Genomic DNA, 13,058 nt, shown 5'->3' on the forward strand with positions numbered 1-13,058 from the left:
ACCGCCTGTAGCTCACGCCGCCCGCTGGGATTTCATGTCTTCCGGCAGGTCCAACCACTTCTCCGAGCACCCCAATTCCAACAGGTACGCCAGCACCTTCCGGTGGTTCCGTTGGCCGATGATGGTCTCCCTGACCGGGCTGTAGTTGCGGAGTCCCAGCGCCCGCTGGACGTCCTTCATGCCCATCCCTTTGGAGCGCAGGTGACCACGGATTTTCCAGGCATCCCGGCGCATTCCCGTCTCCATCATGACAGTCCCTCCAACAATTCCTCCTCAAGGCGGCGCTTGGCCTTGGCCTTGGCTTTCTGCTCGATTATCGCGCGGCCATAAGCGGCATATTTGCGGTCCTCGGGGGTCATCACGTCCGCACCCAAGGGCCGCAGCGCCTCCCGCATGGGCCGCAGGTCACCCGTGGCCAGGCAAAAGACGACCACGGCCAACAGGTTTGGCACATGGTCCCGGTCCGCAGGCGACAACCACTTGTCGAGCGTGTCCTTGCTGATGGATTTCGTATTGCCGGCCGTGAGGCGCACCCCGCCGGAAGCGGCCAGGGCGTTGATCTTGTCGACCAGGAGCTTGCGCCCGTCCGGATCGAGCCCGGCGGCTGCGTTCATGGCGGCCCGCACGGCCGGAATCAGCCCGGCCAGCTGTGCGTCGCCCTCGAACAAGCTCATCTGCCTCATCGGTCCCACCCAGCGGGTCGGCGTCAATTTTTGGTGTTCCGATTGACGTTGACCCAGGTTTTCGCGGGCGGTAGACTCAAGGTGTAATTTGGCAATGTTTTTTTGGCACCGCCCGCAGGACTTTCTTGCCCCGTTTTTGGTAGTTGGTCAATTCGTTTTTTGTGTCCAAGTTAAAAAAACGGGAAAAATTTTTTCCAACACTATTTCAATGTGTTGGTAAAAAATGGCGTGTCCGACTTCCTGTCCAACTTCGGGAGGCAAACTTGGACACCCCCTCAACGACAGCCGCACGTCTGAAATTTATTCGCGGTAAGCGAACCCAAGCCGAGTTCGCTCAGGTGGCTGGGATTCACAAAAATACGTTAGGAAGGTATGAACGTGGGGAATCTGAACCGGATTTGGTTGCTGCCAGGCAAATCTGCCTCGCCTTTGGTGTAGAGCCCAAATGGCTTCTATTTGGCGATGGCCCAGTCACCGTAGGCAGCGACCAAACAACGCCTGCCCCCAACGCCACAACGGCCATTGAGCCAGCGGGTGTTGACCCGACGAGCGAGATCAATGCCCTGCGCCAAGAGAACCGGGAACTGCGGGGTGAGAACCGGGAGCTTCGGCAGGAGAACCGGGAACTGCTCAAGCAGAATGCCGACCTACGCGTGGAATTGGCCAGGCTTGAGGCCCGAGCCGCGCCAGACAAGGGCTCTACCGAGGTGATGCAGGATGAATCGGCCAGGAAAATCGCGTAACCAGAAGATGTCTATTGACCATTGTGAGGCGATGAGAATCGTAGCTATCTATGCCTACGGAAATACACGCGAGCTTTCAATAAACAATGCGAATGGATTTCGTATATACGATTGTCGTTTTGCCTGGAGAAGCGGCATGAGGCCTGGGCGCGCTTGTGCAAAAGCAACTGTCGTTTTGGCCTCGGCCTGGGCAAAAACGTGCAAAAGCAACTTTCGCGCGCCCAGGCCGAAAACGCTTTGCCAGGCGCTGGCCAAGTTGGCGCAATCATTGGGCTGGCGTCCCATTAAATCCCACATTCTCCCGACATATCCCGGCTCAGCCTAGAACCAGAACCAAGTGTCGCAAGACACTGATGTGCGAGCGATTCGGCTCGTCGTTTCCACTCTTGTCCCACGTTCTATTGCCGATGCGAGCAGCGGGGACAGAAGGCGATTGTCCGAAGGTGTCGACCGAACATGGGCGTTTCATTGCCGTCGGGCCAGGACAACGTGATCCACCGCCGCACGCCCGACATCCCCGCTTGCAAACGCAAAAGGACGTCAAGTCCTGGCGCAAACACAACGCGCCCCGGGCCTGACGTCCTCTTGACGACACATCCAATCGGGATTGCTATGAATCGCTACGGTCTGCTCCCCACTCCGCTGCCGGTCCCCCTGGCGATGGCGTCTCGCAAGGCGTTAAGCTGGACAAGCGTATCGGAAATAGTGCCCATCAGCGCATGAATGTTTCCTCCCAGCACGCCAAACCCGCTGAAATTGAGGACAAGGGCCGGCTTTTCCCCGACACTGCCGCCTGATGTTTCAATCAAAATATTCATCGTATTGACAGCGGACTGCCGTTCCAACACGGGCTGAAAATCGTGCTGTATGGCCTTGAACAATTCACTCGTGGCGTAGACAACGCCCTGGGCATGATAAAACGCGCCCCTGACGTTCCACACGTAATTTCCTTCCCTGTACACGTTTCTCAAGCGCGTGTACTCTGAACTGAGTATCGCATTCATCTCATTGATGATATCTTCCAGCTGATCGCTTCTCGGACTCAACTGGGGAATTTCTCCCTTTCCCAGGCGGTCATTAAAAGACTTGTAGCGGTTCAATCCCTGGGCAAAACGGTCCCTGCTGTCATCTTCACTGAAAAGAGACCACGAATCAGGGCTTCTATTGAAATCGTCGGCTGCGTCGAGCAACTCCGCTCCCGCGGGGCTTTCAGCTCCGATTCTGAACAGATGAGGTATGTGCTGGCTCATTCTCCGAAGAACAAAATGCTCGCCCCTTTGAAAAGCCTTCACGTCCAGGCGCATTCTGATTGGAGACACCAGTGCGCTGGGAGCCCATCCGGTATCGAGTTCGCGCTCGATCATGTCACTCATCGTTTGTATGATGTGACTTTTCCCGGAAGCAAGTTCATGCTCGGGAAGATATTCCGAATTGACACGTCCTGAAATTTGCCCAACACCATAATAAAGGCAGACGAGCAACAGGACGACCAGCAGGATCTTCACTGGTTTTCCAAAGCGGACTCTCTTGCATTGCTTTATTGCCGAAGTAACAGCAGACAATACGCCCTGGACACGAAAAATGGGTGACATACGACCTCCCCCAAGACAAAAATGATCAGTCAGATTGAAATTGAAAAAACTCCTACCGTTTTGTCAGCGGCAGGAGTCAGCGGCTGCCAACACCAATTTTGAACGACTCCATCTTCTTGTGAATTTTTTAACTCGTTCCTTGAATCAGGTCAAGGCGTGTCATACTATCGTTTTTCTTGGCACTTCGCCCCGCGACCTCGCCTGGAAGCCGAACCCAACCGAAAGGAGAGACTTTTCCCGCCTATTTGTCAGACTCCGGGCCTCCCTCCGCCCCACCAAAGCCCCACGAAGGGCCGGCGAACGAAATAACAACAAAACCGTGACCGCGCGAAGATCCTGCGCCACCGGGTCCGCGCATTCCCGATGTGCGTCTGAAAAACAGGAGCGGCGCGCCGCTCCCCGAACAGGACCGCAGCCCGCAATACGGGTCGCGCGCCCCTTCGGGCCTCGCCTTGACAGGGCGCACTCCCGGTTGTAGGGCCACTGCCAACGTCGCAGGTCCTCAATATCCATGAGGCGAAATGGGAAGTCCGGTGAAAGTCCGGCGCTGGCCCGCAACCGTAAGAGGGGACGAAAGCCGCGTGACGCCACTGTCCGCCAGGGCGCGGATGGGAAGGTGCGGCGAGTAGAACGATCCTTAAGCCGGGAAACCAGCCTGCGACAGCGTGTCGTAGGCTTCGAGGCCAAGCCGAAACGCGGACGCGTCCCCTTTCCGAAGACGGATGGGGCTTTTCGTCCGTTCCCTCCTCGAAGCCTCCTCTTCAACCCGATGAAGAAGGAGGTTTTTTTATGCGTTGTGCGGCGTTAGTCCTTTCTCTGCTTCTTTTTTCGGCCAGCGCGGCCCTGGCCGAAGATCGTGGCGGACAACCACGCGAACTGCCGGAAATGGTGGTCACGGCCACGGCCGAGCCCTCGGCCAGCACCCAGACCCCGGTCCACGTCCAGGTCATCGATCGAAAAGCCATCGACGAACTCGGGGCTTCCACACTGGACGATCTCGTCGCCCTCAAGGTTCCGGCCTCGGTGACCAAGTACCCCGGGGCCTATTCCAGCGCCAAGCTGCGCGGCTTCGACACCTACGCCTCGCCCGGGGCCAACATGGACGCCAAAACCCTGGTTCTGGTGGACGGCAACCCCGTGGCCACGGGCAACCTGGCGCTCATCCCCCTGGGCAACGTGGAGCGGGTGGAGGTCATGCGCGGACCGGGTTCGGTGCTCTACGGCGCTTCGGCCATGGGCGGGGTCATCAACGTGATCACCCGGCGCGGCAAGGGCAAACCCTCGGGCGCGGCGGAAGTCCGCTACGGTAGCTTCAACCGCGTCGAGCCCCGGGCCGACATCCAGGGCGGATTGGAAAACGGCTCGCTGGGAGCCAGCCTGGCCGGACGCGTCACCAGCGTCGACGCCTACGACGCCAGCGGCGGATGGCGCTACCCCAACACCGCCTACCACGACGGCGCGGCCTCGGGCACGGTGACCATTCGTCCCGTCGAAGGACACGCCCTCCACCTGATGGCCAACTTCTTCAACGCCTACGACGTGGGGGATCCCGGCCCGGTCTATTCGCGCACCCCCAGCGCCAAGGTGGACGACGTGCTCAAGAATTTCGCCGCCACCTACACCGGCGGCTCCAGCGCCGTCGACGTGGACTGGCGGCTGGCTTTCTGGGCCAACCGGCACGAGTACGACAACACCGACACGCCCTATTACGACAGCTCGAAGTTCAATACCGATCAGATCGGCCTGGACGGACGCGTCACCGTGCCCACCTTTTCGTTCGGCCGTTTCACCCTGGGCGCGCGATACCAGAACACCGAGGAAAAACGCGACGGGGACGGGGTCTATGCACCGGATTCCCGCTACGCGAACTGGGCCGCCTATGGGGAGGAAAAGCTCACTCTGGGCGACATCACGCTGCTTGGCGGACTGCGATACGACAACTACCAGCTGCGCATAAACGGCAACACCGTGCTCTGCGACGTGGTTTCGCGGGACAAGACCATGGATCACCTGAGCTGGCGATTCGGCGCGAACTGGAACGCCACTGACTGGTTGACCCTGCGCGCCACGGCCGGCTCGGCCTTCACCCCGCCCGACGCCTACAAGTTCAGCGGACGCTTTCAGCAGTGGGGCACGTGGTATTTGGGCAATTCGGGCCTCAAGCCCGAAACCAGCGTCACCGGCGAGGCCGGCGCGGACGTGACCTGGAACGGACTGGAATTCTCGGGGACCTACTTCAACACCGCCTACAACGACGCCATCACCACGGCCACCCTGCCCGCAACCGCGTCCCAGACATGGGTGAACTCCTCGGGTTGGCGGCTCTCCGGCCTGGAAGGCTTCGTGCGCTACACCCACACGTTCGACGCCGGAACCAATCGTTTCAGCCTTACGCCGTCGCTCAACTGGATCTGGTTCTTCGAACGCGCCGAGCTCGACGACACCCTGGTCAACGCGCGCGGCACGGACACGGTGCTCGGGCTTTCGCGCTACACCCTGACCCCCGGCCTGCAAATCGGCTGGAACGAAACCCTGCGCCTTGACCTCTCCGCCCAGTGGCAGGGCGATCAAAAGGTGCAGGACTTCAACCCCTATTCCCCGGCCTACGGCAACGTGGTGGACAAGGACCCCTTCTTCGTCTTCAACGCCAAGCTCTCGTACCGCCCCGTAGAAAAGCTGGAAGCCTCGATCTCCGTGAACAACATCGCCGACGAACGCTACAGCTACGTTCGCGGCTATCCCATGCCGGGCAGAACCTTCAGCGTCGGACTGCGCTATGCGTTCTAGACAAAGCCCCGCCTTGGCGGCGGGGCCTCCCCTGGTGACCGCCGGGCCCGGCGGGCTTGTTCTGGAACGCGGCCCCGGTCACGTGTGCCTCACCCTGCCCGGGCTCTGGCGCACGTGCGGCAACGCCCCCCTGTGCGGCGGGTTGTCCCGGGCCACGCGGCTCTTCATCCTCAAGGTGGGAGCCAACCTGGCCGGGCGCACCCGGGGCTTCGCCCCGCCGCAACGCACCCTGGCCGACTACGCCAAGGCCCAGGGCTGGAGCGGACCCAGCGTCGGACTCATGACCGCTGCCGAATTGGGGACCCTCGGCACGGCGAGCCTGTGCGCGGGCGAAACGCGGGTCAGCGTGGCCGTGACCGCCGGGCTGGCCAATGCCAGGCGGGCCGGTGATCCGGCGGACTGGCGGCCGGACGGAACCACCCCGCCCGCCGGGACGATAAACATCCTGGCCGTCACCGACGCCCACTTGACCGACGCGGCCCTGGCCGAAGCCCTCATGATCCTCACCGAGGCCAAGGCCGCAATTCTCGGCGAGCAAAACATCACCAGCACCCTGACGGGGCGGCCCGCCACAGGAACAGGTACGGACTGCACCGTGGTGGCCAGTGGACCGGGCTCCGTCCACCGGTTCTGCGGCAAGCACGTTCCCCTGGGCGAAATTCTGGCCCGCACGGCCATGCACGCCCTGCGCATCGCCATTCGGAGACGGACGTGACCGCCGGTTATTTGCCCGCGCGCCCTCGCGTGTCCACGTCTCCGCCGGTGTTCCGGTCACCGGTCCCCTCGGCCGTTCGGCTGCTCGTGACGGCCCACACCCTGTTCCTGTTCCTGCTCCTGGCCGGTCCAGGAGAAGCCGGACGCGCGTTCGCCGCTTCGCCCTGGCAACCCGCGGACGCCCAAGCGCCGCCCCATGTCCGGGCCAAGCCGGCCCAAACGGTCGCCGCCGCCCCCGGTTTTCCCCTTCGGGTGGTCTGCCTGGCGCCCAGCGTGGCCGAAATAGCCTGCGCGCTGGGTCAGGCCGACCGTCTGGTCGGGGCCGCCGCGTTCAGCGACTCTCCCGAGGCGGCGGCGCGTCTGCCCAGGGTAGGCTCTTATGCCGATCCCGACGTAGAACGCATCCTGGCCCTGACCCCGGACCTGTGCCTGGGCGTTACCGGCATGACCCCTCCCGGCTGTGTCCAAAGATTGCGCGAACTCGGACTCCGGGTCGAACTCCTGGACACGACCGATCTGGACGCGGTGTCGCGCTCCATCCTCCGGGTGGGGGACCTGTTGGACGCCAAGCCCCAGGCCGAAGCCCTGTCCTTGTCCATGCGACGACGCATCCAAGACGTGGCCGAGGCCGTCAGGGGAACCGTCGACAGACCCGCCGTGCTCTACCAAATCGGCATGGCCCCCATGCACGCGGCCGGAGCGCACACCTTTCTCGACGAGCTCATCCGCCTGGCCGGAGGACGAAACGTGTGCGCCTCCCTGTCCGGCTATCCCCGCCTCAGCCTGGAGCAGGCCGTGGCCCTGCGGCCCGAGGTGATTTTCATCCCCACCATGGGACACGACCGTTTCGGACGGGCCAGATCCCGTTGGGCCGACTGGCCCGAGGTGCCCGCCGTGAAGTCCGGACGCATTCACATTCTCGACTCGGACCTGTACGACCGCCCCGGGCCGCGCCTGGTTTTGGGGCTGGAAGAGATGGCCCGCCTGCTCCACCCGGAAGCTTTTCCCCGTCAGGATCAGCCGTGAACGCGCCGACGCTCTCCCGCCGTCTGCTTCGGCTCTGCCCGCCCCTGGCCTGTCTGCTGGCGGCGGGGCTCGCGGCCGGGCTGGTGCTGGGCTCCAGCGGGCTCGGCCTGGACGAAGCCCTGCGGGCGGTGTTCGATCCCGCTGGGGCCGACGCCACGACCTCGGCCATCGTCTGGCGCCTGCGCCTGCCGCGCGGACTGCTGGCGGCCCTGGCCGGGGCCTGCCTGGCCGTGTCGGGACTGGTCTACCAGGCCGTGGTGCGAAATCCCCTGGCCGAACCCTATATCCTGGGGGTTTCCGGCGGCGCGGGGTTGGGAGTGGTGGCGGCCATGCTCCTCGGACTGTCGGCCTTCTGGGGCGCTGCGCCCCTGGCCTTTGCCGGCGCGCTCGCGGCCTTCGCGGCGGCGGCCGCCCTTTCCGTGCGCTCCGGCAAGCTCAGCCCCGAGGCACTGGTGCTCTCGGGCGTCATGGTCAACGCGTTCTGCTCGGCGGCCATCCTGTTTTTTCTTTCCACGGCCCGCGACCACGGCGTCCGCGCCAGCCTGGTCTGGCTCATGGGCGACGTCTCCTCGGCGGATATGGCCAGCCTTTTTCCCCTGTCCCTGGTGGTCCTGCCCTGCCTGGGCGTGGCGTTGGCCCTGTCGCACCGCATGAACCTGCTGCAACTGGGCGACGAGGCCGCCGCCAACCTGGGGATTCGGGTGCGCCTGACCCAGACGACGCTCGTGGTTTCGGCCACTCTCATGACCGCCGCCGTGGTCAGCCGCACCGGGTTGCTGGGCTTTGTCGGCCTGGTCTGCCCCCATGTGGCGCGCCTGCTGGCCGGCTGCGACCATCGCCTGCTCGTCCCCTGCTCGGCGTTGCTCGGAGCGGGATTTCTGACCGCCTGCGACGTGGGAGCCAGGCTGCTGTCCAGGGAGGGGGCCATGCCCGTGGGCGTGCTCACGGCCATGGTCGGCGCGCCGGTGTTTCTCGTTCTGTACAGGCGTTCCGGCTCGTGATCCCGGCGGTGGACATCCGCGGTCTGGAAGCGCGCCGCGGGACCCGGACGGTGCTGGGGCCCTTGGATCTTCGCATCGACCGGGGGGAATTTTTCGTGGTGGCCGGCCCCAACGGGTCGGGCAAATCCACCCTGCTGTCCGTGCTGGCCGGGCTGATCAGGCCCTCTCGGGGCGAGGGGACCGTTCTGGGGCGCAATATCGCTCGCCTGCGCCCGACCGACCTGGCCCGCGAAGCGGCCTACCTGGGCCAATTCGGCGACCCGTGCTTGAACGTCACCGTGGAGATGGCCGTCATGCTGGGCCGCTCCCCCCGGCAGGGTCTGTTGGGCACTGCCGGCGAAGACGATCGCGCGGCCGTGCGCCGGGCCATGGCCCTGACGCGGGTAGTCGGCCTGGAACGCCGCTCCCTGGCGAGCCTGAGCGGCGGGGAGCGCGGACGCGTGCTGCTGGCCCAGGCCCTGTGCCGCGACCCCGAGCTGCTTCTGCTGGACGAGCCCACGGCCAGCCTGGACCCCGGGCACCGGATGCTGGTTCTCGACATGCTGGAAGACCTGCGCCAGCGGACCGGCCTGACCCTGGTGCTGGTCTCCCACGACCTCAACCCGGTGGCGGCCTACGCCGGAAGGGTGCTTCTTTTGCACGCCGGCAAGGTGGCGGCGCTTGGCCCGCCGGACCAGGCGTTCACACCGGAAATCCTGTCGCATGTCTACGAATGGCCCATGGCCGTGGATCGGGCGCCGGAAAGCGGAGCGCCCCGCGCCGCTCCCCTCCCCGGTCCCGCGCTGAGGCAACGGTCCGTCCCGGAGACGCCGCCCCCGCGAATCGGAAAAGGGTCGGACGAAAAGACTTCACCCGACCTGGGCCGCGAAAAACCAGCGGACGCCCGGTCCTCGGCAAAGGGCCGGCAGGCGTGAAACAGCGCCCGGCCTGGACCGGCATGGCGGCTTCCCTCGCGGGGCATGTCCTGCTTCTGTTCCTGGCCGTCTGGCTTGGGGCCGCCTCGCCGGAACCGGCCCGGGATACGGTCCTTATGGTGGAGACGGTGCGCCTGATCCAGGGCGATCCCCGCGCGGGCGGAACCTCCGCGACAGGCCGGCGCGCGGACGAGCCCACGGAATCCGCAAGCCGGTCCGCCCCCGGTGCCACCGACCCCCTCCCGGCCGAGGCCAAGCCCGCGAACACGCGTCGCCCGCACCGGGGCGCGCGGGCAAAACCCGCTCCGCCCCCGTCCCCCGGACCGAAGCGTCAGGATCACGCTCCACGGCCTGCACCGGTTCCAAAGCCACTCCCCGCGCGCTCCGAGAGTTCGACAACCGAGGAGGGGCGCGAACGCGAAGCGGCGTCGATCAGCGCCTCCAGACCGGAAAAAGGGCAGGGAAACAGGCAGGGTCCGGGCGAGGGACCCGGGCGATACGAAGGAATTTTTGGCGCGGGCGAAGGACCGCGCTTCAAACGACGGGTCCTTCCCGTCTACCCACCCACGGCAAGACGCCAAGGCAGACAAGGCGTGGTGGTGTTGCGCTTGGCCATCGACGCCTCCGGGACGCTCACGCATGTGGAGGTCGTACAAAGCGCCGGACACGCGCTGGACGAAGAGGCCGTGCGCGCCGTCAAGGCTTCCAGCTACAACCCGGCCAGTCGGGGCGGACGCTTTGTGCCGTGCCTGGCGGTCATCCGCATTCGGTTCAGCCTGACGTCGTGAGGCGCGGCCCCGCCGGCGCTTGCCCTCCCCCGTCGGACGGCTTACACAGCGGCTGGTGGAAAAACGCCCACCCGGCGCGCACGCGCCGAACGGACGCGCCCGCGCCCGAGCCCCTTCAACCGTTCAACGACCACTTCACGGGAGCCGCAAGACCATGCAGTCCAAGCCCGCCCTCTATCTGGCCGGTCCCCTGTTCAGCGAAGCCAAGCAGGACTGGCACCGCAAGACCAAGGCCCGGCTTCAGGCCGAAGGCTACCGCGTCATATGGCCCTTCGAGCTCTTCGACCAGTCGGAGATCGCCTCCTGGGGAGAAGCCGCACCAACCAAGGTGATGGAACAATGCCGAGACGCCCTGGTCTCCTGCGACCAGGTGGTGGCCCTGCTGGACGGGCCCCAGGTGGACGACGGCACGGCCTGGGAGATCGGCTACGCCCATGCCCGGGGTATTCCCGTGCTGGGCATCCGCACCGACTTCCGCGCCGCCGGCGACGTGACCGGAGCCCTGGTCAACGCCATGATCCACGCCTCGTGCCGGGTCATCGCCCGCAACGTGGACGAGCTGGTGTCCGCGCTTGAAGACGCTGCGCGCTAACGGCCCGCCCAAACAGTCGATTTTTGCAGCCTGTTCAAAAAACTTGCGGGCGGCGGCGCGTCAAGCGACGCCAAGCGCTCCTCCTCGGACCGGCCCGCCGGCTCAGGCTTTTTCGTCTGGCGTAAAGACGGTGATGGGCTCGATGATGCGCCTGGTTTTGGTCAGAATGGCCAGGCGTTCGAGAATGTACCGGCTAAGCTCCAGCCCCTTGGCCAACATGAGCCCGCCTTGATAGGACCGGACGTCCTGGGCAAGCACCATGCCCGGAGTCAGTTCGTCCAGGGTCACTTCCCGCAACTGGTAACCTTCCTCGCGTTTCAAGAAACGCTCCAGCGCCATCAGCTTGTCTTCTCCGTACCGGACCGAGGAGCGCCGCAGCTCTTCCAGGGCGTCGTTGGCCCCCATTCCCGTCTGAAGACAGTCGTCATAGTCGAGAGCCAGGCGCAAAAGGGTCCCGCCCAGGGATTCCTCGGGCCGCTCGCAGCCGGCTATGGACTGGCACGCCACGATGCGGCTGACCTCTTCGAGCCGGGGAATGCGCGCGATAAGACTCACGGCCACGTGCACGCTCATCTCGAAGATCTGCTGCTCCTCGGGGTCGAGCTTTTGCCCGCAATACTTTTTGGCCAGGATCTCGCTGGGCACACTCACGCAGCCGATCTGGGAAAGCATGGCCGCCAGTTCGTACTTGAGCGCGTTCTTGAGACAAAGTTCCTTCACCATGCCCACAACCACGCGCCGCACCCGCTCGGAACGGCCGAACGCCTCGGGGTTGACCAGGGACAGGATCTCCGTGAGCACCTTGACGCTGGCGAACAGCGTGCTGCGCAACAATTCGGATTCGAGGGTGGTCAGGCGGTACTGTTCCAGGGCCGATTCAAGGGCTCCGATCAGGAGGTCCTGCGGACAGGGCTTGGTGAGAAAGCGAAAGACCGAGCCTTTGTTCACGGCGTCCACGGCCATGTCGATGTCGGCATGTCCGGTCAGGATGATGCGTATGGTTTTGGGAGAGAGTTCGCGAATCTTGGACAACAGGGCCACGCCGTCCATGGAGGCCATCTTGTAGTCGCTCACCACCACCTTGAAGGGGCCTTCGGTGCGCAGTTTCAGCAGGGCCTCGTTGGGACCGCCAGCCACGCGGACGTCGTAGCGCCTGCCCAGGGACGCCTTGAACGCGTCCAGCACATGCGCTTCGTCGTCCACGAAAAGTATTCTGTCAGCCATGATGCGAACCGCCTTGTCCACTATGCCGTTGCAATCTTCTCCACCACCGCGTCCCGAGCAAAAACTCACGGATGGAACACTCCGCGTTCATGATATGCTCTCGCATACGACGGTTTCTTTCCACCCCGACGAAAAAGCTGGTGGAACCATTCTCGATGCGCACGAACAGCGCCTAGCCTAAAGGAAACGTTTTTCGAGAGACACAAACTCGGCAAGGCAACGCGACACAGGCCGAACAGCTCGAGAGAAAACAAGCCGCGACCTGCACGCACAGTACGAGGAACAACGCTTCGACCATGTCGGCAACCCTTCTACCTCGGGGAGGCAAGTGGCTTTCCGTCCCCGCTTCGCAGCGGGTTTGGCTTTTTATGTGTTGTTTTCGATACGCCGGCCAAAAAAGAATGTCAATGCGGACACATCGAGCACACTTTACAAGTCCCTCGCTTTCGATACAATCCGAGCCCGGCTGACGCCGCCATCCGCGTCTGCGGGACGTCCTCAATCAACGCCCTTGCTCTCCGGATCATGGGGCGCCGCCATCCGCCTATGCGGGGACATCCTTTCCGCCGCCCACGCGATACCACAAGACGGCCACATCCGGCCGTGACCAGGGAGTCTTTCATGCCGCCGCGCTCCACCTCGAATTCCGTTCCGGTCTATTCCACCGAACAGGGCCGCATGTGTCCCAAGTGCGGCAAGCCGGACGCCTCCTGCGCCTGCCAACGAACCAAGGCCGCGCCCAAGGGCGACGGCGTGGTGCGGGTGGCCCGCCAGACCAAGGGGCGCAAGGGGAAAGGCGTGTGCCTGGTCACCGGCCTGCCCCTGTCCGGAGAAGACCTGGAAAAGCTCGCCCGCCAGCTCAAGCAGCGCCTGGGCGCGGGCGGAGCGGTCAAGGACGGCGTGGTCGAAATCCAGGGCGACCGGCGCGAAGCCCTGGTCCAGGAACTGGCCAAGCTCGGCTACAAGGCCAAACTGGCCGGGGGATGACGCAAAG

At 64.2% G+C, this 13,058-nt stretch carries 13 protein-coding genes and 2 riboswitches; of the genes, 9 read left to right on the forward strand and 4 right to left on the reverse strand.

Annotation, left to right across the window (positions count from 1 at the left end; translation table 11 throughout):
* Positions 1-12: 12 nt before the first annotated feature.
* Complete coding sequence (locus ACYQ01_RS16260) at positions 13-249, reverse strand: hypothetical protein (protein WP_459933947.1); 237 nt, start codon at positions 247-249, stop codon at positions 13-15.
* On the reverse strand, positions 246-674 hold the full coding sequence (locus ACYQ01_RS16265; protein WP_459933948.1) for a hypothetical protein: 429 nt from the start codon (positions 672-674) through the stop codon (positions 246-248). The genes ACYQ01_RS16260 and ACYQ01_RS16265 overlap by 4 nt, the downstream gene beginning before the upstream one ends.
* A gap of 272 nt (positions 675-946) precedes the next feature.
* Between ACYQ01_RS16265 and ACYQ01_RS16270 the strand changes: the two genes are divergently transcribed.
* Positions 947-1,426, forward strand: coding sequence for a helix-turn-helix domain-containing protein (locus tag ACYQ01_RS16270; protein WP_459933949.1), 480 nt, complete (start codon positions 947-949; stop codon positions 1,424-1,426).
* Positions 1,427-2,046: 620 nt separating this feature from the next.
* Here ACYQ01_RS16270 and ACYQ01_RS16275 read toward each other — a convergent pair.
* Positions 2,047-2,931 carry a DUF2333 family protein gene (locus ACYQ01_RS16275; protein WP_459934871.1) on the reverse strand — a complete coding sequence of 295 codons (885 nt, stop codon included), beginning with the start codon at positions 2,929-2,931 and terminating at the stop codon, positions 2,047-2,049.
* Positions 2,932-3,497: 566 nt separating this feature from the next.
* Positions 3,498-3,691: riboswitch (cobalamin riboswitch) on the forward strand.
* Positions 3,692-3,807: 116 nt separating this feature from the next.
* Here ACYQ01_RS16275 and ACYQ01_RS16280 point away from each other — a divergent pair.
* The 7 genes from ACYQ01_RS16280 to ACYQ01_RS16310 all read left to right on the forward strand — a co-directional run bounded on the left by ACYQ01_RS16280 (position 3,808) and on the right by ACYQ01_RS16310 (position 10,840).
* Entirely contained in the window at positions 3,808-5,805 is a 1,998-nt protein-coding gene (locus ACYQ01_RS16280) for a TonB-dependent receptor plug domain-containing protein (protein WP_459934872.1), read from the forward strand.
* The gene (locus tag ACYQ01_RS16285) at positions 5,795-6,520 is read left to right on the forward strand and encodes an adenosylcobinamide amidohydrolase (RefSeq protein WP_459934873.1); all 726 of its coding nucleotides are present in this window, start codon (positions 5,795-5,797) and stop codon (positions 6,518-6,520) included. The genes ACYQ01_RS16280 and ACYQ01_RS16285 overlap by 11 nt, the downstream gene beginning before the upstream one ends.
* A complete protein-coding gene (locus ACYQ01_RS16290; protein ID WP_459934874.1) occupies positions 6,517-7,545 on the forward strand; it encodes an ABC transporter substrate-binding protein in 1,029 nt (342 codons plus the stop codon). Before ACYQ01_RS16285 ends, ACYQ01_RS16290 begins: the two co-directional genes overlap by 4 nt.
* Positions 7,542-8,546, forward strand: a complete 1,005-nt coding sequence (locus ACYQ01_RS16295) for a FecCD family ABC transporter permease (RefSeq protein ID WP_459934875.1) — start codon at positions 7,542-7,544, stop codon at positions 8,544-8,546. The genes ACYQ01_RS16290 and ACYQ01_RS16295 overlap by 4 nt, the downstream gene beginning before the upstream one ends.
* Positions 8,547-8,608: 62 nt before the next feature.
* On the forward strand, positions 8,609-9,460 hold the full coding sequence (locus ACYQ01_RS16300; RefSeq protein ID WP_459934876.1) for an ABC transporter ATP-binding protein: 852 nt from the start codon (positions 8,609-8,611) through the stop codon (positions 9,458-9,460).
* Positions 9,461-9,576: 116 nt separating this feature from the next.
* Entirely contained in the window at positions 9,577-10,248 is a 672-nt protein-coding gene (locus ACYQ01_RS16305) for an energy transducer TonB (protein ID WP_459935440.1), read from the forward strand.
* 154 nt (positions 10,249-10,402) lie between these two features.
* Positions 10,403-10,840, forward strand: coding sequence for a nucleoside 2-deoxyribosyltransferase (locus ACYQ01_RS16310; RefSeq protein ID WP_459934877.1), 438 nt, complete (start codon positions 10,403-10,405; stop codon positions 10,838-10,840).
* Positions 10,841-10,942: 102 nt separating this feature from the next.
* Here the strand turns inward: ACYQ01_RS16310 and ACYQ01_RS16315 are convergent, their stop codons facing one another.
* Positions 10,943-12,064: a response regulator gene (locus ACYQ01_RS16315; protein WP_459934878.1), complete on the reverse strand. Its 1,122-nt coding sequence runs from the start codon at positions 12,062-12,064 to the stop codon at positions 10,943-10,945.
* A 298-nt stretch (positions 12,065-12,362) separates the two neighbouring features.
* Positions 12,363-12,437: riboswitch (cyclic di-GMP riboswitch) on the reverse strand.
* 248 nt (positions 12,438-12,685) lie between these two features.
* Here ACYQ01_RS16315 and ACYQ01_RS16320 point away from each other — a divergent pair.
* Positions 12,686-13,051: a translation initiation factor Sui1 gene (locus ACYQ01_RS16320; protein ID WP_459934879.1), complete on the forward strand. Its 366-nt coding sequence runs from the start codon at positions 12,686-12,688 to the stop codon at positions 13,049-13,051.
* Positions 13,052-13,058 lie beyond the last annotated feature (7 nt).

The sequence above is a fragment of the Fundidesulfovibrio butyratiphilus genome, from assembly GCF_054657235.1.

Coding starts and splice junctions, on each gene's coding strand:
- ACYQ01_RS16320 (WP_459934879.1), top strand. CDS start 12,686: ATGCCGCCGCGCTCCACCTCGAATTCCGTTCCGGTCTATTCCACCGAA.
- ACYQ01_RS16315 (WP_459934878.1), bottom strand. CDS start 12,064: ATGGCTGACAGAATACTTTTCGTGGACGACGAAGCGCATGTGCTGGAC.
- ACYQ01_RS16260 (WP_459933947.1), bottom strand. CDS start 249: ATGATGGAGACGGGAATGCGCCGGGATGCCTGGAAAATCCGTGGTCAC.
- ACYQ01_RS16265 (WP_459933948.1), bottom strand. CDS start 674: ATGAGCTTGTTCGAGGGCGACGCACAGCTGGCCGGGCTGATTCCGGCC.
- ACYQ01_RS16285 (WP_459934873.1), top strand. CDS start 5,795: ATGCGTTCTAGACAAAGCCCCGCCTTGGCGGCGGGGCCTCCCCTGGTG.
- ACYQ01_RS16305 (WP_459935440.1), top strand. CDS start 9,577: ATGGTGGAGACGGTGCGCCTGATCCAGGGCGATCCCCGCGCGGGCGGA.
- ACYQ01_RS16310 (WP_459934877.1), top strand. CDS start 10,403: ATGCAGTCCAAGCCCGCCCTCTATCTGGCCGGTCCCCTGTTCAGCGAA.
- ACYQ01_RS16280 (WP_459934872.1), top strand. CDS start 3,808: ATGCGTTGTGCGGCGTTAGTCCTTTCTCTGCTTCTTTTTTCGGCCAGC.